The organism is Paenibacillus sp. 1-8, from assembly GCF_056316205.1.
This window is the reverse complement of the sequence record NZ_CM149995.1, coordinates 1,300,320-1,316,477: the sequence shown is the minus strand read 5'-3', so window position 1 is coordinate 1,316,477 and position 16,158 is coordinate 1,300,320. Positions and strand designations below refer to the sequence as shown.

19 protein-coding genes and 1 pseudogene are annotated in these 16,158 nt (G+C 45.9%); 7 read left to right on the top strand and 13 right to left on the bottom strand.

Features of this window, described 5'->3' with window-relative positions:
• Positions 1 to 94: 94 nt before the first annotated feature.
• Positions 95 to 583: a cyclic pyranopterin monophosphate synthase MoaC gene (gene moaC / locus AC0WRU_RS06110; protein ID WP_013309211.1), complete on the bottom strand. Its 489-nt coding sequence runs from the start codon at positions 581 to 583 to the stop codon at positions 95 to 97.
• 38 nt (positions 584 to 621) lie between these two features.
• The gene (locus AC0WRU_RS06105) at positions 622 to 1,275 is read right to left on the bottom strand and encodes a 5-formyltetrahydrofolate cyclo-ligase (RefSeq protein ID WP_476127645.1); all 654 of its coding nucleotides are present in this window, start codon (positions 1,273 to 1,275) and stop codon (positions 622 to 624) included.
• A gap of 271 nt (positions 1,276 to 1,546) precedes the next feature.
• Here AC0WRU_RS06105 and AC0WRU_RS06100 point away from each other — a divergent pair, with 271 nt between their 5' ends.
• Positions 1,547 to 3,505, top strand: a complete 1,959-nt coding sequence (locus AC0WRU_RS06100; protein WP_476127644.1) for an ABC-F family ATP-binding cassette domain-containing protein — start codon at positions 1,547 to 1,549, stop codon at positions 3,503 to 3,505.
• A 542-nt stretch (positions 3,506 to 4,047) separates the two neighbouring features.
• Here AC0WRU_RS06100 and AC0WRU_RS06095 read toward each other — a convergent pair.
• From AC0WRU_RS06095 to tsaE, 6 genes and pseudogenes are all read right to left on the bottom strand, one after another.
• Positions 4,048 to 4,653: a class I SAM-dependent methyltransferase gene (locus AC0WRU_RS06095; RefSeq protein WP_209440988.1), complete on the bottom strand. Its 606-nt coding sequence runs from the start codon at positions 4,651 to 4,653 to the stop codon at positions 4,048 to 4,050.
• A gap of 229 nt (positions 4,654 to 4,882) precedes the next feature.
• A pseudogene (locus AC0WRU_RS06090) lies at positions 4,883 to 5,040 on the bottom strand (transposase); the annotation flags it as partial.
• A 153-nt stretch (positions 5,041 to 5,193) separates the two neighbouring features.
• Positions 5,194 to 6,258: a tRNA (adenosine(37)-N6)-threonylcarbamoyltransferase complex transferase subunit TsaD gene (gene tsaD / locus AC0WRU_RS06085; RefSeq protein ID WP_476127643.1), complete on the bottom strand. Its 1,065-nt coding sequence runs from the start codon at positions 6,256 to 6,258 to the stop codon at positions 5,194 to 5,196.
• Positions 6,255 to 6,770 (bottom strand): ribosomal protein S18-alanine N-acetyltransferase, encoded by a 516-nt coding sequence (gene rimI / locus AC0WRU_RS06080; RefSeq protein WP_025685242.1) that lies wholly within the window; start codon positions 6,768 to 6,770, stop codon positions 6,255 to 6,257. Before rimI ends, tsaD begins: the two co-directional genes overlap by 4 nt.
• Positions 6,771 to 6,787: 17 nt before the next feature.
• Entirely contained in the window at positions 6,788 to 7,624 is an 837-nt protein-coding gene (gene tsaB / locus AC0WRU_RS06075) for a tRNA (adenosine(37)-N6)-threonylcarbamoyltransferase complex dimerization subunit type 1 TsaB (protein ID WP_476127642.1), read from the bottom strand.
• Positions 7,625 to 7,627: 3 nt separating this feature from the next.
• Positions 7,628 to 8,107, bottom strand: a complete 480-nt coding sequence (tsaE, locus tag AC0WRU_RS06070; RefSeq protein WP_025685244.1) for a tRNA (adenosine(37)-N6)-threonylcarbamoyltransferase complex ATPase subunit type 1 TsaE — start codon at positions 8,105 to 8,107, stop codon at positions 7,628 to 7,630.
• A gap of 135 nt (positions 8,108 to 8,242) precedes the next feature.
• On the opposite strand from tsaE, the gene AC0WRU_RS06065 reads away from it, so the two are divergent.
• On the top strand, positions 8,243 to 8,773 hold the full coding sequence (locus AC0WRU_RS06065) for a cysteine hydrolase family protein (RefSeq protein ID WP_476127641.1): 531 nt from the start codon (positions 8,243 to 8,245) through the stop codon (positions 8,771 to 8,773).
• A gap of 152 nt (positions 8,774 to 8,925) precedes the next feature.
• On the opposite strand, the gene AC0WRU_RS06060 is transcribed toward AC0WRU_RS06065, so the two are convergent.
• Positions 8,926 to 9,159: a helix-turn-helix domain-containing protein gene (locus tag AC0WRU_RS06060; protein WP_226001615.1), complete on the bottom strand. Its 234-nt coding sequence runs from the start codon at positions 9,157 to 9,159 to the stop codon at positions 8,926 to 8,928.
• Between the two features lie 194 nt (positions 9,160 to 9,353).
• Here AC0WRU_RS06060 and AC0WRU_RS06055 point away from each other — a divergent pair, with 194 nt between their 5' ends.
• Positions 9,354 to 9,734, top strand: coding sequence for a hypothetical protein (locus tag AC0WRU_RS06055; protein WP_025685247.1), 381 nt, complete (start codon positions 9,354 to 9,356; stop codon positions 9,732 to 9,734).
• A 33-nt stretch (positions 9,735 to 9,767) separates the two neighbouring features.
• Here the strand turns inward: AC0WRU_RS06055 and AC0WRU_RS06050 are convergent, their stop codons facing one another.
• Entirely contained in the window at positions 9,768 to 10,385 is a 618-nt protein-coding gene (locus tag AC0WRU_RS06050; protein WP_476127640.1) for a DJ-1/PfpI family protein, read from the bottom strand.
• A 627-nt stretch (positions 10,386 to 11,012) separates the two neighbouring features.
• Between AC0WRU_RS06050 and AC0WRU_RS06045 the strand changes: the two genes are divergently transcribed.
• Genes AC0WRU_RS06045 through AC0WRU_RS06030 form a run of 4 tightly spaced genes read left to right on the top strand, consistent with a single transcriptional unit; the run spans position 11,013 to position 14,353 of the window.
• A complete protein-coding gene (locus AC0WRU_RS06045) occupies positions 11,013 to 12,197 on the top strand; it encodes an acetyl-CoA C-acetyltransferase (RefSeq protein WP_476127639.1) in 1,185 nt (394 codons plus the stop codon).
• A 55-nt stretch (positions 12,198 to 12,252) separates the two neighbouring features.
• On the top strand, positions 12,253 to 12,993 hold the full coding sequence (locus tag AC0WRU_RS06040; protein ID WP_476127638.1) for an acetoacetate decarboxylase: 741 nt from the start codon (positions 12,253 to 12,255) through the stop codon (positions 12,991 to 12,993).
• Between the two features lie 41 nt (positions 12,994 to 13,034).
• The gene (locus AC0WRU_RS06035; RefSeq protein WP_025685251.1) at positions 13,035 to 13,700 is read left to right on the top strand and encodes a CoA transferase subunit A; all 666 of its coding nucleotides are present in this window, start codon (positions 13,035 to 13,037) and stop codon (positions 13,698 to 13,700) included.
• The gene (locus tag AC0WRU_RS06030; protein ID WP_476127637.1) at positions 13,697 to 14,353 is read left to right on the top strand and encodes a 3-oxoacid CoA-transferase subunit B; all 657 of its coding nucleotides are present in this window, start codon (positions 13,697 to 13,699) and stop codon (positions 14,351 to 14,353) included. Before AC0WRU_RS06035 ends, AC0WRU_RS06030 begins: the two co-directional genes overlap by 4 nt.
• A gap of 248 nt (positions 14,354 to 14,601) precedes the next feature.
• On the opposite strand, the gene AC0WRU_RS06025 is transcribed toward AC0WRU_RS06030, so the two are convergent.
• The 3 genes from AC0WRU_RS06025 to AC0WRU_RS06015 all read right to left on the bottom strand — a co-directional run bounded on the left by AC0WRU_RS06025 (position 14,602) and on the right by AC0WRU_RS06015 (position 15,810).
• Entirely contained in the window at positions 14,602 to 14,781 is a 180-nt protein-coding gene (locus AC0WRU_RS06025; protein ID WP_341162030.1) for an H-type small acid-soluble spore protein, read from the bottom strand.
• Between the two features lie 55 nt (positions 14,782 to 14,836).
• Complete coding sequence (locus AC0WRU_RS06020) at positions 14,837 to 15,076, bottom strand: hypothetical protein (protein WP_476127636.1); 240 nt, start codon at positions 15,074 to 15,076, stop codon at positions 14,837 to 14,839.
• 335 nt (positions 15,077 to 15,411) lie between these two features.
• Positions 15,412 to 15,810 (bottom strand): RidA family protein, encoded by a 399-nt coding sequence (locus AC0WRU_RS06015; RefSeq protein WP_476127635.1) that lies wholly within the window; start codon positions 15,808 to 15,810, stop codon positions 15,412 to 15,414.
• Between the last annotated feature and the right edge of the window lie 348 nt (positions 15,811 to 16,158).

Sequence of the window (16,158 nt, the reverse complement as noted above, 5' to 3'; positions counted from 1 at the left end):
CATGAAAGAATACTTTCTCTTCAGAAAATCAGAAACAGCCACGCTGCATCCTCCATCACATCACAGTACCCTCTCGGCGACATGTATGTCTATGTCAAGGTTCCCGGTGGTCCTCCCTTTGGAAATCCCCATGCTTGCCACCTGTTTTCGATTGCAGCATGGTAGGGCCGATGATCATATCTTTTTGCAGCGCCTTACACATATCATACACGGTTAACGCTGCGGCTGAAGCCGCTGTCAAAGCTTCCATTTCCACACCTGTCTTGCCCTCGGTCTTCACTTCAACTTCAATGTGAAGCACATCATGTCCATTATCAGAAAACGTAATGTTCACGCCTGTCAGAGCCAGCGGATGACACATCGGAATCCAGTCCGACGTTTTTTTCGCGCCTTGAATCCCGGCGACCTGGGCCACAGCAAGAACATCGCCCTTGCCGATTCTTCCTTCTTTTACAGCCGTCAATGTAGCCGGGTTCATCGTAATTTGAGTCACGGCGACTGCTGTACGAATCGTAGACGTTTTACCCGAAATATCTACCATACGAGCCCGTCCCTGTTCGTTAAAATGAGTAAAGGAATCCACGACTCCCTCACAGCTCCTTTCACATACCCAACTTTGCTTCATTCATCATTTGTCGATTTTGCGTGATCACAATCCAAGGGCCCTTCTGGAGTAAACAGCACGTCCACTCGTAAATCCCCTGGCTCCATGGGCACCTGCTTCAGCAATTGTCCCGGCAGCAGCAGCGAGACATAAAGCGGACCTGCGCAGCCGTTCTTACGCTTCTCTGCCTCTACCTGTGCGGTAAAACGATCATAGTAGCCTCCGCCGTAGCCGATCCTGCCCCCACGACGATCAAAGGCCAAGCCGGGCACAACAACCCAGTCGATTTCCGCCCACATTTCAGGCGACCATTCCTTGCATGTGGGCGCAGGCTCAGGGATGTTCCATACTCCGGGCACAATATCTCCGTACTGATCCATCTCCCTCAGCTCCATGGTCCGGGTTACCGGATTCACTCTTGGGGCCAGGACACGATCTCCCTGTGACCAGCAATGCTCAATGAGGGGAGTCGTCGAAATCTCGCTGCCAAAAGAGAGATAACTAAATAATGTTAGCTTATCCCCGTTTCTGTCTATTCTAAGCTGCTCCCATGCCTCGATTGCATACCGACAGGCCACAGCCGATGCCTTTTGCCTTGTCAGCGGGTCCATGGAGTCCCGCGCTTCCCGTTGCTTCAAACGCAGCGCGTTCTTCACATTACAGACATCCACACATCCGCCCTCCCGCACAATCGTCGATAATGATTTAAAATGCTACTATTGGTCCATTTGTCAGTAAGTGCTGTACGTTGCAAGTTTTTTTCATTCTTTTTCACTTCTCGTTTAAGTTTATCATTGTTTATACAAATTGACTACACGCGGCTCAAGGGTTTACGGGGTGAAAGCAGTGCATTAGTGGGTATTTTCATGTAAACTGGAAGGAAGACACCCTGCGGAGGAAGCGGGGAAAACTGTGCATAATGTAATGGAGGAACGATACGCGATGTTATTGCAAGTAACCGGAATTACGAAATCCTATGGAATTGAGCCCGTTCTGGACGGGATTAACCTTCAAATATTGGAACGTGAACGCATTGGACTGGTAGGTGTGAATGGAGCGGGCAAATCGACATTGCTCAAAATCATCGCTGGTGAAATATCATACGACAGTGGACAAATTTTTAAAGCGAAGGAGACCAGCATTGGTTATTTAGCGCAAAATAGCGGCTTGAATTCCGACCGATCCATCTGGGCGGAAATGATGCTCGTATTCACTCCGCTAATCGAAGCAGAGCGGGAACTGCGGCAGATGGAACAGGAAATCGCCGACCCCGCCAATGCGCAGAACGAGAAGCGCTATGCAGATCTGCTGGAAAGATATGCGAGAAGGTCAGACTGGTTCAAGGATCACGGCGGATATGAAATGGAGACCCGGATTCGCAGTGTGCTTCATGGCATGGGCTTTGGCTCGTTTGCACCGGAGACGCCTGTATCCACACTGAGCGGCGGACAGAAAACACGTCTCGCACTGGCCCGTATCCTGCTGCTCGCCCCCGATGTACTCATGCTGGATGAGCCGACCAACTATCTGGACATTCAAACGCTTACCTGGCTGGAAGATTATTTGCGCGGCTATTCCGGCTCGCTGCTGGTCGTATCCCATGATCGTTATTTTCTCGACAGACTGGTGACCACCATTATTGAAATCGAGCGTCATCGTTCGACACGATATACAGGTAACTACAGTCGATATATGGAGCTGAAAGCTGCCGAGTACGAAACCAATCTCAAGCACTATGAGAAGCAACAAGGGGAAATTGCCCGTCTGGAGGCATTCGTACAACGCAATATCGTGCGGGCTTCCACGACCAAACGCGCCCAGAGCCGCCGCAAGCAGCTAGATAAAATGGATCGAATGGATCGGCCGATGGGGGATCTGAAAAAAGCCCATTTCTCCTTTGAAACAGCTTATATGTCAGGGAAGGAAGTGCTGGAGGTACGCGACCTCTCCGTGGCCTACGAAGGTAAGAAACCGTTATTTCAGCATGCATCCTTCGACTTAAAACGCGGCGATACCGTTGCGCTGATTGGTCCGAACGGAATTGGAAAATCGACGCTGCTCAAATGCCTCACCGGAACGTTAAAGCCTGCTGCCGGATCGATTCACTGGGGCACAAAAATCAAAATCGGTCTCTATGATCAGGAGCAAACGAACCTGAACCCGGCCAATACGGTGCTGGAGGAGCTATGGAGCGAATACCCCCATATGGAGGAAGCGCGGATTCGCACAGTGCTGGGTAACTTCCTGTTCAGCGGTGACGATGTACTCAAAAAGGTAGCCACATTAAGCGGTGGTGAAAAAGCCCGCGTCTCTCTCGCCAAGCTGATGCTGCGCGAAGCCAATGTGCTGATTCTAGATGAGCCTACCAATCATCTCGATCTGTTCAGCAGAGAAGTGCTGGAGGCTGCCCTAATCGACTATGATGGCACGCTGCTGTTCATCTCCCATGACCGTTATTTCCTTAACAAAATGGCGGAACGTGTCATTGAGCTTCATGCTGAAGGAATAGAACATTTCCTGGGGAATTATGATGACTATGTAGACAAAAAGCAGGAGCTGGCGGAAATTGCGCAGGAAGCGCAGGAGTCCAGTCAGGCAACACGCAGCAAAGCATCATCTGTATCCGCAACGGACGAGACGGCACCCAAAACAGGTGCAGCAGCCTATGCCGCAGACAAACAAGCCAAGAGTGAGGAACGCAGTCGCCTGCGCAAGCTGGAGACAGTGGAAAATCAAATCAAAGAGCTGGAAGAACAAATTACGAGGCTGGAGGAGCAAATGACTCTCCCCGAAATTTATCAGGATTACACAGCGCTTCAGGAAATTCAGGCACAGCTTGACGCACGCAAGCAGGAATTGGCAGCAACCTACGCTTCATGGGAGGAACTGTTAGAAGAATAAGGCATGCTTCAAAATATGGACTTAAAAATTTCACATTTGCCCCATCCGTCTTTTTATACACAAAGATATCCACAGAATATGTGCATGGAATGTATTGAAAAATGGCCTTTAGGGCCATTTTTTTATTGATAAAAAGCCATTTTCATATGAAAACCAAATTTATCCACCCTTTTATCCACATTATCCACAGATTTCACAAAGCCTAAAGATGCAAAATATCCCCTGTTCTTGCATCCTGAAAAAGTCTTAAGCTGCTTGCTCCGAGCTTAATTATCCACATTTCGGACGGGATATGTGGATAACTTTGTTCACAACTTGACAAATCATATCATTGTTCGGTGAGTATTAAATTTAAGGTTTTTTTGATGAATGCTGAAAAATCATGCAACATCATGACGAACGCTGCGGGAGAATTAGACATTAAAATTCACCTGCTCAAACTCCTGTATTTATACCCCTTTAAAAAAACCGCCTTATTAATTAAGGCGGTAAATTTAAGGCGGTAGATTCAACTATTCTATTCAAAAGTTAGAAGGTGGGTATTACTTTCTTAATATGTAATCAATAAACCCCTGTCGAATTTTCTCACCCTGATATATTCTCTCCAATACTCTGTCTTCCTTGTAGAGTATAAACATATCATTGAACAATGTTTCGGGTTCGTTTTCTGCATAGTATGAATGGATTACAGGAATATCATCGTCATATTGCTCGAATTGATTGTTCCCGAGAGAAGGACCTTCACCACATCGGAAATCTTTTGTCGTCAAAAAGTTTACGAAAAACAATCCCCCAGGAACTAATACCCTTTTCATTTCATTTATTGATTTCTCAACCTCAGCCTTGGTCATATGAAAAACTGAATTGTAAGAGTATACAAAACTGATAGAATTATTTTCAAAAGGTAATTGACGCATATCCCCTTTCATTATATTCAAATCTTGACCCTTACTTTTTGCATAATTTTCTGCAATTTGTAATTGTTCATTATCAGACTCAATACCGATAGTTCTATAATCATATTCAAAAAACAAACTTAATGGAGGGGTCTCGCCCCCTGCTCCACAATCTAACACTACTTTTTCAAGGGTTAAATCATTACAATACGCTAAGAAGCGATATAACGGAATTTGTTTAAATATCTCCAACAAAATACATCCCCCGTTCAAAATAATCTATTTGCTTGGGTAATCTTACCATAATACACTCAGGTGAAAAATACCATCAAAACCATGCCCTTTCGTATCATGAAGAAATCGATGCTTGACGAAGAAGGACATTCGTCACTACTACTGGAAACAGACATGAGGAGACCAACATATTTTTCTTATTCGACGTTGTATTCTCATATTCCTTGCTGTAAGTTACCTCATCATGCAACAACTCCGCACATTTTCTAAGCGAATAACCCTCAATCATCATTCGATGAATCGAACCCAAAGATGGGGTTTTCTGGTGCGTTGAAGAGGAGTATTAGTAAGATCGTTAAACGTTTGTTGACATGATTTACAACGGTAACGTTGCCGTTTTACATCTATGTCACCCTAATTATAGAACAAACGTTCGTATATATCAAATATCAACAGTCGAATTTAACATAGCCAAAATATAAAAGACACGACTCAAACGAGTCGTGTCCCTATCTACTATCTTCACTTGCATTCAGCTCACTGCCTGATCTTCTCCAACTAAGATTGGACGGACCACTCTTCCAGAGACAGCCCGGGATCGGCTTTCATGTCCAGTGAGGTGAATTCGCCACGCTTCCACTTGGCGTAAGCAGCCGCACCAATCATAGCCGCATTATCCGTGCAATATTTCATGGATGGTACTAGCAATTCCATACTTTCACATTCACAGCGTTCACGAAGTGCGGTCCGCAGTCCGCGATTGGCGGCAACACCGCCGCATAGCAGCAGTTGCTTCGCGTCGTATTCACGCATGGCACGAATTGCTTTTTCCACCAGCACTTCCACGACCGACTCTTGAAAGCCTCTTGCAATGGCTCCGGCATGAACGGTTTCTCCGCGCATTTTCGTCTGGTTGATCACATTCAACACCGCAGATTTCAAGCCGCTAAAGCTAAAATCATAGGAATCCGGCTCCAACCATGCACGTGGCAAGGTGATAGCTTCCTCGGATTCATGAGCCACTCGGTCTACGTGCGGACCACCGGGATACGGAAATCCAATAGCACGGGCTACCTTGTCGTAGGCTTCCCCAACCGCATCATCCCGTGTGCGGCCAATCAGGTGAAAATGACCCTCGGACTCCATCCATACCAGCTCCGTGTGCCCACCCGATACGACCAAAGCGATGCACGGATATACGATTTTATGCTCCAACTGATTTGCATAAATATGTCCTGCAATATGATGGGTTCCGATCAACGGCTTGCCAAACGCCATGGCGGCGCTTTTGGCGGCGACAATGCCTACCAGCAGCGCACCGACCAGTCCCGGTCCTTGCGTCACGGCAACCGCCGAAAGCTCGCGGGGCGTAATTCCCGATGCTTGCATAGCCTCGTCCAGCATGTAGGTAATGCTCTCCACATGCTTGCGGGATGCCACCTCTGGCACAACTCCACCAAAGGCTTTGTGCGTTTCAATCTGACTGGAAATCAGGTTAGAAAGCACCTCCGTGCCATTTTTCACGACGGACACAGCCGTTTCATCACAACTCGTCTCCACTGCCAGTATATAGCAAGGCTCGCCAGAGGCGGCGCCTGTACCTGCTTTTTCCTCTTGCGTCATTGCTTCTGCACGCTTCCTTCCTGTTCACCGGATGCCCCATGTGCGGGAAGATCCGCCCACATGATCACGGCATCCTCGTTATTATCCGAATAATAGCCCTTACGGACACCCGCTGGCTTAAAGCCTTTTTTCTCATACAAGCCCTGAGCGATCCGGTTCGTCACCCGTACCTCCAGCGTCATGCGTTCCATCCCCAAATAAGAGGCCGTCTGCATCAGCTCGTCCAGCAGCTTATCTCCAAGCTTGCGCCCGCGATAGGCCTCACGAACGGCAATATTCGTAATATGGGCCTCGTCCATAATCGTCCACATACCTGCGTAGCCGATGGCTTGTCCGTTCAGCTCCATAATCATATATTTAGCAAAATGATTCATTGTCAGTTCATTGCGGAACGCTTCTTCCGTCCACGGCAGCGTGAACGCTTCATGCTCAATTGCCAGCACATCGGGAATATCATCCAGCTGCATCAGTCGAAACTCTAGCTTTTCTTCCCGTTGCATGTTCTTTGCCATGTTGTTCACCGCTCTCTTCAGCGCTGACGAAGCAGATTGGCTTCCGCCTCCGCCAACTGGGTATAGTTTGGAACCAGCGTATGTAACTCGTCATGTTCCTGACGAAGCAGCTTATCCGCCCCAAGGCGGCCAACCCATCTTCCTTCCAGCTCATACGGTACGATACGAAGCTCGCCACATGCACGCAGGCGTTCGGCTATTTCTGCGTGAACCGCCGTTTCACCGACCAGCCAAATGACCGCAGGTCGCTGTTCGGACGGCAAAGCCTCCAGTCGTTGCAGCAGGTCCTCAGTCCAAGTGGCCATCAATCGGATCGCATCCGGCTCCAGACGCTGCGGAATCCCGGTATTACCGTCCACATTCGCTGTGAACAAGCCTGTATAAACCTGTCCGCGCCTTGCATCCAGCACTGGAACGATCCAGTCTGCCACCTGCTCTCCAGCCAAGTGTTTACTTGCTAACTCACTTCCAGCTTCTTGCTCCTGTGACTCGGTGCCACGGCTCCAACCGCCCCAGGCCAGCGCGTGCAAAGTGGATACGGATGTCACCGGGACGCCCCAGGCCCAAGCAAGTGTTTTCGCTGCGGTCACCGCAATGCGAATGCCTGTGTAAGACCCCGGTCCCACACCCACCGCAATGCCGTCCACATCATCTCGTGTCAGCCCGTCTTCGCTCAGAAGCCGTTCCAATTCGGAAATCACATGCACCGAGTGATTGCGTTCGCCGTACACGTTGCTTTCACCCAGTAACTCTTTTCCATTCATCAGGGCGGCCGCCATCACGGTCGTCGCTGTATCTAACGCCAAAAACCGCTCACGCGGTTTTACATTCTCATCTGTATGCTCTCTTTGCATGGTTCAAACTCCATTCTCCCGCAAACTGCGGCACCATTGTTCATAAGGCTCGCCGTACCCGGTCAGGTGAATCAGGCGCTCCCCCACATCCGTTGTTTCTATATACATGTGAAGCCGCTGCTCCGGCAACATATCCGGTATAATACTCCCCCATTCCACCAGACATACGCCTGTCCCGTAAAAATATTCATCCAGCCCGAGATCCTCCGCCTCGTCCTGGGTAATCCGGTACACATCCATATGATACAAAGGCAATCGGCCTTCGTACTCCTTAATGAGGGTAAAGGTTGGGCTATTTACGATACCCGGCACACCTAAATGGCTGGCAAAAGCCTTGGAAAAAGCAGTTTTACCCGCTCCCAGATCTCCATCCAGCACGATCACCGTTCCGGGAACCGCTTTGGCTGCCAAAAAACCTGCCAAAGCCCCGGTCTGCGCCTCTTCGGCAGAACGGAACGTAAACTGTTCCTGCGAAATTGTCATATATTTTAATCACCTTTCGTCCGAATCGGACCGTTCCAACTTGTCCTTTATTATATAGTTCACCTTATGTCGCCGCAAGACATGAAGACATGCTATTGTAAGATAGATGTAACATACGGGGAGGGAAGCGAAACGATGGGACAAAACGTTTTACTCATGATTGACGTGCAGCAGGCTATGTTTATGTATGAAGAGAAGCTGTATCGAGAGCAGGAGGTTGTAGAGCATTTGCAGCAGCTTTTGACCAAAGCCAGAGCAGCAGGTACGCCCGTTATTTTTATCCAGCATACCAGCGAGACGGACGAGGATTTTCGGGAAAACAGCATAGGGTGGGCCATAGCAGATGTAGTGCGTCCTCTTCCCCATGAGCGGATTGTCCGTAAATCATCCTGGGACAGCTTTTACCAAACTGAATTGGGCGATGTACTGAAGGAACTGGATGCTGATCGCCTCATCATCGCCGGGATGCAGACCGAGTTCTGCCTCGACACGACCTGTCGAAACGCCTACAGTCTGGGGTACCAGAATAATGTGCTTGTGTCGGATGCGCACAGTACATTTAATAGCAACGTGCTGAGCGGAGAACAAATCGTTGCCCACCACAATGAGATGCTCGGTAATCGTTTTGTACGTTTGCTTGCAACGGAGGAAGTACATTTTTCGTGAGTTGTTGAAGTAAAACCTTTACGTTCCATGCCGACTGCTTTCAAGCAAGTCGGCTTCTTTTTTGTTTACCCCAAAAAACCGCAGAATAAAAAAACACTGACGTTATAACGTCAATGCTATTGGTAACTCAGGTATATGGATTCTACATAAGTTTATTCAATATTTTCTTTGGCATTCGGTATGTACTCTAGAAGATCACCCGGAGTTACACCTAATCCTCGACACAATGCACCTAGTGTATCGTAATCTATCCGTTTGGTTGCGTTACCAGCAAGCGAAGTAATGGTGTTTCGACTCACTCCTGTTAAATCCACTACATCTTTGTTTTGCAGTCCCCGCTCTCGCATAATATCACCAAGGCGACAACGTATACTTAAAGGGTTCATAAAATTCCTCCAAAAAATAAGCACAGGATGTTGACATATAGAACAATATTAGATATTATTCATTCATGCACAAAATGTTGACATATTGATATGTTAACTACTTTTTATCTTCTTTTCATCGTAGCAAAACCTTTCGTTATTAGCAATATGTTACCGTTTCAAAATACAATAACTATCCAACAGGGGGTAAACATATGTTTATAAAAACAAAAACAAATTCACTCGTACTAGAACGGGCAGCGATGGTATTTGGACCCTATGATCAATCTCATAATTATGAGATATTTGAGGGGATCATTTACGACGGACAATACTTTTTTCACATAGAAGACGAGCGTTTGTGGCTTCGGCATGTGCTCAAAGTAGACCATCCTGAACATACCCACTTATTCGTCGACGGTGACAGCGGTGGACTCCAACTGGCAGAAAACATTCAGTGTGACCTTATGGAGGCTGTATCCAATACAATTGACAGACTACATACTATGGATAGCATGACATTTCTAATTAACGAATTGCTGTGGCTAAACAATCGTGGAGACATTAAACTTAATTTTATAAAAAGCAGTAAATAAAGCTCTATTTGATCCAATTCACAGGTTTTTTTGCTATCTCGCAAAGGGGTCATCATTTTTATTGGCATTCCAAATGTATTCAATTTGATTGGCAACCTGCCTAGCTTTTTCAAGACCAAATTGGTCGGCAACAAAGCCTAAGGACATATCCATTCCAGCAGATACACCGGATGAAGTATAGAACTTTCCATCTACTACCCATCTTGCGTTTGGAATCCAGTCAACTTCCGTGTCGATAGATTTGACCCAATCAAAGGCTAATTTATTGGATGTGGCACGCCTGTTTTTTAACAAGCCTGTTTTGGCAAGTAGTGCAGAACCTGTACAGACAGTTATACAAAAATAGGACTGTTCCGCAATCTCAGTGATCTGTTTCATAAATTTATCGTCATGGATTAAACTTCTTGTCCCCTGTCCGCCTGGGATCATGAATATACCATTGGGCTTTACCTGTGCAATGGGTTCAGTAACAATCTTGGTCTTTTGCCTGCTCTCCATAATTCCTCCGTCCAAAGAGAAATATTTTAAGTCATAAACTTCTGGTAGGCGACCAAAAATCTCAACGGGTCCGAATACATCCAATGTTTCAAAATCATCGAACAAGCATATGTTAAAGTCCATACGGCTCACTTCCCCTAAAATATTAATCATACTATACACCCCGTTTCCTGAATTAGACAATATAAAAAAGCGCCCTTTCGAGAGACACCGTTAGCAAGAAGCAAGCTAGCACAATATGACGAAGATCATGAATATTTAAAGGCAAAGCCGTCTTCAGAAAATTCTGGAGGGCTTTTTTTATTTCCCAGCGATAAGTTAGGTGCTATTTGCGAAGAAAAGGAAGGACGTGATTAAGAGGAAGGTGTGCAAACTCAACGATTGGCCTCGTTTTTTCACGCGTTGATTACAAATTTCGTTTTTAACATAAAATTCAATTTGAGATCATGATTTTCAGAAAAATCAAGAAATTAACAGAAAACATTAGAATGGCCTATATATTTTAGAGTATATGGCTTTATACGTACTTGTATATAAATATATGTATATATTTGAACATTGAGCAAAATCTGCATTAGAACTATGATGTAAATGGTTTTAATTTCCAACGAGAGAAGGCGATCGAACCGTCACACTCACCGTCTTAGGCACCATGATATGCCCGCATACAAATGGATCTTGCAGTCGCTGCGTTTCATAAGTTAAGAGCGGAAATTACGAATTGAAGTGCAGTCATGGATGTATTGTGTCTTGAACACAGCGAAAGGAATGTGAATTTTAATGAAAAAAGTAGCTTTAGTAAGCCCGTTGAGAACAGCGGTGGGCTCTTTTAACAAAACCCTCGCGCCCCTAAGCGCTCCTGAACTGGGAGCAACTGTGATGACAGCATGCCTTCAGCAAAGTAAATTAGAGCCTTCTTTGATTGATCAAATTTATTTGGGAAATGTTCTTCAGGCAGGCAATGGCCAAAATCCTGCCAGACAGGCGGCACTAAAAGCCGGTATCCCCATTGATGTACCCGAATCAACGATAAACACGGTTTGCGGTTCAGGACTTCATGCCGTTGCTTTAGCCTACAACTCAATATTGGCGGAACAAGCCAACATCGTCTTGGCCGGAGGCATGGAGAGCATGTCGAACGCCCCTTATCTGCTAAGGAATGCAAGAAACGGCTACAAGCTTGGCAACGGTGAATTGGTAGACTCCCTGGTGGCCGACGGCCTAACGTGCCCGATCAACAATTACCATATGGGAATTACCGCAGAAAATGTTGCTGAGAAATATGGAATTTCAAGACTTGAGCAGGATGAATTTGCCTATGAAAGCCAGATAAAGGCCGTAGAAGCAAAAAACAAGAAGGTTTTTGCAGAGCAGATTGTTCCGGTCATGATCAAAAACAAAAAAGAAACGATTTCTTTCACAGAGGACGAGCATATAAGAGGAAATACAACGAAAGAAAAACTTTCTCAATTAAAACCTGCGTTTAAGGAGAATGGAACGGTTACCGCCGGGAATGCTTCGGGAATCAATGATGGCGCGGCGGCTATGCTTGTAGTGTCGGAAGACAAATGTAAGGAACATGCATTAAAGCCATTGGCATATATCAAGGGTTATACACTTGTTGGCGTTGACCCTGCATATATGGGAATGGGACCGGTGAAAGCCATTTCGTCACTTCTTAAGCAACAGGGAATATCCATCGATGCCATTGATCTTTTTGAAATTAATGAAGCGTTCGCCGCACAAGCATTAGCGGTATTGAAAGAGCTTGGGGTCAATCCGGAGAAGGTGAATGTCAATGGCGGCGCGATCGCGATCGGACATCCTGTCGGTGCAAGCGGTGCCAGAATATTGGTTACGCTGGTGCATGAAATGGTACGAAGATCTTCACGTTACGGCATCGCCTCGTTATGCATCGGAACGGGAATGGGAATAGCGATGCTGGTTGAAAATGCACTTATTTAAAGTGCGTGTTCAGGATGACTTTTAGAACTACCTCTTAAAAGGAAGGGAGATCTCTATGAATCAAAAAGATGTACTTTCACTACAATCCATGCCTGCGGCTAGCGGCAGCTACGGGCGCCCACCATACCGCTTCATCAACCGGGAATTTTTTATCATTACCTATGAATCCGATCCCGCTGCGATTAGACAGGCGGTTCCGGAACCTCTTCAGCCGGATGGAAGCAATACCGTTTCCTATGAATGGATCAAGATGCCCGATTCATCCGGGTTAGGAAGCTATGAGGAAAGCGGTATTGTCATTCCGTGTACTTTTCATGGAGAACCCTGTAATTTTGTTGCCCAAATGTATTTGGATAACGCGCCTGCTATTCTTGGGGGACGTGAAATCTGGGGATTTCCGAAAAAATGGGCGAAGCCTCGCCTGAGCGTGGAGGAAACGGAGACGCTGACGGGTACATTGCATTATAATCACGTCCTGGTGGCCACGGGAACTATGCCTTTCAAATATAACATTCTTGATGAAAAGGAAACGGCTAAAGCCATCGCAAAAACGCAAGTTAATTTAAAATTAATTCCTGATGTTGATGGTACCCCCAAAATCGCTCAGTTAGTAGCGTATAATCTCGATAACATTACTGTAAAAGGCGCCTGGTCAGGGCCTGCCAGATTAAGCCTGATCCCCCATGTCAACGCTCCTGTGGCAGATTTGCCGGTAAAAGCTTATATTGGCGGAAAACATTTTATTGCCGATTTAACGCTCCCATATGGAAGAGTTCTCTACGATTATCTCCAATAAAGTTTGCTTTCCTAAAAATATATATATAAGGAGAAGGAACCATGAATAACAAAGTAATCTCCGCTGAAGAAGCAGTTAAGAAGATCAAAGACGGAGACACGGTGATGGTCGGAGGTTTTCTGGCAGGAGGCTTTCCGGAGGATCTGGTACGTGCGCTTGTCGACACAAATTCCGCCAGCAATCTCACAATTATTTCCAATGACACAGGCACGCCGGAATTATCTATCTATAACCTTGTAAAAAGCGGCAGAGTAAAACGGATTTTTGCATCCTATATCGGCTCCAATCCGGAAACGGGAAGGCTCCTTATGACGAAAGAAGCGGAGGTCCAACTCTTCCCGCAAGGCACGCTCGCTGAAAAAATACGCGCAGGGGGAGCCGGTTTGGGCGGTGTTTTAACACCTGTAGGTGTAGGCACCATGGTAGAGGAAGGAAAAAAGAAAATAGAAATTGACGAAAGGGAATATTTGCTCGAACTGCCGCTCAAAGCGGATGTGGCGCTAATCAGAGCCCATAAGGCTGATGAAGAGGGAAATCTTGTCATTAACGGCTCTTCACGCAACTTCAATATGGTTATGGCTACAGCGGCAGAGTATGTAGTTGCTCAGATAGACGAATACGTAAAGACGGGAGAAATTGACCCCAATCATGTCAACGTTCCCGGAATATTTATCGACGCAATTGTAAAGGTGGGTGGAAACGCATGAATAACAGAGAATTCATTGCTCGAAGAATAGCCCAGGAATTCAAAAATGGCGAAGTTGTCAACCTTGGTGTTGGAATGCCTACAATGGTAGTGGACTATATCCCCGAAAACATTCATATTATGCTGCAGGCTGAGAACGGAATCCTCGGTGTAGGCCCCAAAGCGGCTCAGGGAAAAGAAAGACTCGATTGTATCGATTCAGGCGGAAACTACGTTACAACTATGGAAGGAGCATGCTTTTTTGACAGTGCACTTTCATTTTCCATCATCCGCGGAGGGCATGTGGATATCACCGTTTTGGGCGCCCTGGAGGTCGATGAGAAAGGCAACCTTGCAAGCTGGATGATCCCTGGAAAAAAGGTGCCAGGCATGGGGGGAGCCATGGATTTGGTGGTTGGAGCCAAGAGAGTGATTGTAGCCATGGAGCATGTGAACAAAAATGGGGCGCCGAAAATACTGAAGCAATGCAAGCTGCCCCTGACCGCTGTAAATGTTGTAAAGACCATAGTAACCGAAAAGGCTGTCATCGATGTTATTCCGGGTAGAGGGCTGATGCTAAAGGAAATTGCCCCGGGTTTGTCGGTGGAAGATGTTCAAATGGCAACAGAGGCTGAGCTGATAGTTTCACCACATTTGAAGGCCATTGCAGTGTGAAGGTCATGGGAACGGAACAAGCCCTTAAGGGGAGATAGAGACTGACCCCTGTTTGTAAGACAGGGATCAAAACAGCTTTTCATTATTACAAATAAGGTTCGCTAATTGCTCATTGAGCAATTGCGAGCCTTTTTGGGGGTGGAGCGGAACCATTCAAGCAGCATTCTACGATGAAAGCCTATAGCTGTCCAAGATCAAGCCACCATACACCCCATACTATGGGAAAAAATCTGTTTGGTGCCCCTCTCCTATTGTTCTTCCAGACGATCCACACGGACGGTTTGCGTATTGCCGGGTCTGCTGCCTATCTGTACTGTTGCCATACCGTTCGCTTCGTCTACATGCTCAATCCAGATCGGTTTGCCATCCAATTGTACGGCAATATTTTCGGATGAATCATAAATAGCTTTTGCTCGGTCCACGTTCATGCTATTCTTCCCCTCCTGATTGTTGTTGTGTGCATTAATTCAGAAAAATAGGTCACTAGTCTTCATCTATAATCCGTTCAACGTCTAATGATGGAAAGCTGTGAGAAGGAGAGGTTGAAACTACAGCCTCCAAATCCACATGAGCTACAGCTACGGGAAAAGGCGGCTGGATTCCATGGGAAAGGGCAAACTCGGGCGGCAATGCATCCTGTTCGCCTCCGGCGGGTCCCCGAAAAGCGATATGGCTTTTACCCACACGATGCCTGATTTGCTGAGGATAGGATTTTCCGGTCATAAATTGTGTACCTCCTTTTGAAACGGATATGCCTTACTATGCACCAAAATTGCTGCAACCATGCGCAAGCGGAAGCAATTCGCAGCCTTCATTTACACCTCATACAAATCCTTTGTACGAAGCATAAAAATGATTTGCTCACAGCCAAGGCATTGGAATCGAAGGATGCAGATGCGGATAGCTCATCACAATGCGATGCTCAGTCATCGTTTAGTGCGTTTGCTTGCGACGGCGGATGTACATTTTTCGTGAATTTAAACATAAAACAGCCCCAGCTTCTCACGAAGACCGGGGCTATCTATGATTCCATCCCATAAATGAGGTACGTATTATTTTTATGCTTTAGCTGCCCAAATTTCAATTTCAATTTTTATTTCAGGCAATCCTAGAGCAGTAAGGTAGCCGATAGTCATTGCAGGATAATCATTCCCGAATAACTTTTCCCATTGGGAATACATGTAATCCCAATCTATCTGCTCAGTTGCCCATACATTTACTTTTATAATATTGTCAGCGGTTAATTGTTCGGCGTCCAAAACTGATTTAATGTTATTAAAAGTATTGCTGATTTGTAGGTTAAGGCTTTCTGGGAATTGGCCATTCTGATCTACTCCAACTTGACCCGAAGTCACGAATAGCTCTGAATTTCTGGGAATTTTAGTTATATGTGTGTAATTCCCTACTGGTTTCGGCATACCTGCCGGGTTTTTTCTAGTTATTTTTTCATTTTTCATTTAATCGACCTCGTCATTTTAAAATTTTTCTACCGTTTCTTCTAACCATTTTTAGGCAGACTCCACCCATAAAAATGATTTTAGAAAAAAACAGCAGTCGAGTATCCATATCCAAAAGATATAAAGTTTAATGATCTTTTCTTCATGACATGAACACTCCTTTCTTATAAAATGTCAAAATCGTTGGTTATCCCTTATCTTAATATAACTAATGTAACTTAACAACTTCAAATCATTGTGTTATGCGATGTAGTCATACCTCAGAAGGCAGATTAGTTGGCTTGCTCTTTTCTTTACACCTCATACATTCCTTTCTCCGAAGCATACTAAGTGAAAAATCTAAATGAA

What these genes read in the sequence shown, in the direction of transcription:
- AC0WRU_RS06065 (WP_476127641.1), top strand. Translation starts at nt 8,243, where the DNA reads ATGGGACAAAACGTTTTACTCATGATTGACGTGCAGCAGGCTATGTTT.
- AC0WRU_RS06055 (WP_025685247.1), top strand. Translation starts at nt 9,354, where the DNA reads ATGTTTATAAAAACAAAAACAAATTCACTCGTACTAGAACGGGCAGCG.
- tsaD (WP_476127643.1), bottom strand. Translation starts at nt 6,258, where the DNA reads ATGACGCAAGAGGAAAAAGCAGGTACAGGCGCCGCCTCTGGCGAGCCT.
- AC0WRU_RS06035 (WP_025685251.1), top strand. Translation starts at nt 13,035, where the DNA reads ATGAATAACAAAGTAATCTCCGCTGAAGAAGCAGTTAAGAAGATCAAA.
- tsaE (WP_025685244.1), bottom strand. Translation starts at nt 8,107, where the DNA reads ATGACAATTTCGCAGGAACAGTTTACGTTCCGTTCTGCCGAAGAGGCG.
- AC0WRU_RS06045 (WP_476127639.1), top strand. Translation starts at nt 11,013, where the DNA reads ATGAAAAAAGTAGCTTTAGTAAGCCCGTTGAGAACAGCGGTGGGCTCT.
- AC0WRU_RS06030 (WP_476127637.1), top strand. Translation starts at nt 13,697, where the DNA reads ATGAATAACAGAGAATTCATTGCTCGAAGAATAGCCCAGGAATTCAAA.
- AC0WRU_RS06020 (WP_476127636.1), bottom strand. Translation starts at nt 15,076, where the DNA reads ATGACCGGAAAATCCTATCCTCAGCAAATCAGGCATCGTGTGGGTAAA.
- AC0WRU_RS06015 (WP_476127635.1), bottom strand. Translation starts at nt 15,810, where the DNA reads ATGAAAAATGAAAAAATAACTAGAAAAAACCCGGCAGGTATGCCGAAA.
- AC0WRU_RS06100 (WP_476127644.1), top strand. Translation starts at nt 1,547, where the DNA reads ATGTTATTGCAAGTAACCGGAATTACGAAATCCTATGGAATTGAGCCC.
- AC0WRU_RS06060 (WP_226001615.1), bottom strand. Translation starts at nt 9,159, where the DNA reads ATGAACCCTTTAAGTATACGTTGTCGCCTTGGTGATATTATGCGAGAG.
- AC0WRU_RS06025 (WP_341162030.1), bottom strand. Translation starts at nt 14,781, where the DNA reads ATGAACGTGGACCGAGCAAAAGCTATTTATGATTCATCCGAAAATATT.
- AC0WRU_RS06050 (WP_476127640.1), bottom strand. Translation starts at nt 10,385, where the DNA reads ATGATTAATATTTTAGGGGAAGTGAGCCGTATGGACTTTAACATATGC.
- AC0WRU_RS06040 (WP_476127638.1), top strand. Translation starts at nt 12,253, where the DNA reads ATGAATCAAAAAGATGTACTTTCACTACAATCCATGCCTGCGGCTAGC.
- tsaB (WP_476127642.1), bottom strand. Translation starts at nt 7,624, where the DNA reads ATGCAAAGAGAGCATACAGATGAGAATGTAAAACCGCGTGAGCGGTTT.
- rimI (WP_025685242.1), bottom strand. Translation starts at nt 6,770, where the DNA reads ATGGCAAAGAACATGCAACGGGAAGAAAAGCTAGAGTTTCGACTGATG.